The following is a 609-nucleotide window of genomic DNA, read 5'->3' as shown; positions in this document are numbered from 1 at the left end:
CTGGCCGTTGGCTTCGTACTCGTACTTGATCTCGCCGCGCAGTTTGTCGAGGGTGCGGGTCAGTTCGCCGGCCGGGTCGTATTGGTGACGGCGGTGGATCGGGTTGTAGGCGTGTTCGACCAGCAGCGCAGGTTGGATGCCTGGATTGTGAATTTGCGAGAGCTTTTCTGCCGGCAAGGTCGAGGCGAATTGCCAGGCCTTGCGGCCCATGGCGTCATAGCCGAAGCAACTGGTAAGTGAGCCTTGTGTGCGATAGACCTCGCGGTGCAGGTCGTCGCGTTCCATGTCGCTGATCAGCTGGCCGTCGAGGTTGAGTTGGTGCAGGTGGCCGCTGCCGTAGTACAGGTGGTTGAGGTGCTGGCCGGTGGGCAACGTCAGCGTGGTCAGGTTGCTCAGGGGGTCGTATTCGTAGGACAGCGCGCCTTGGGGCGTGGTCTCTTTGATCAGACAGCCCAATAGGTCGTAGGCAAAATCGAGTTTTTCTGAGCTGACGCCGATTTTTTTCCGTTGGCGGTGGGCAGGCGCTCGATGGTGAGCAAGCGGTCTGCGTCGTCGTAGGTGTAGTCCTGACGGGCATCGGCGTTGAGCTTGGCCAGCAAGCGGCCGAGA

Annotated in this window: 1 pseudogene; it reads right to left on the bottom strand. The window is 60.8% G+C overall.

From position 1 onward, the window contains the following. A pseudogene (locus B0W55_RS29405) lies at positions 1 to 609 on the bottom strand (RHS repeat domain-containing protein); the annotation flags it as partial.

Source organism: Pseudomonas sp. KK4 (assembly GCF_001984065.1).
In the GTDB taxonomy this organism is placed as follows: Bacteria; Pseudomonadota; Gammaproteobacteria; order Pseudomonadales; family Pseudomonadaceae; genus Aquipseudomonas.
This window is presented reverse-complemented; position numbering and strand designations above follow the sequence as displayed.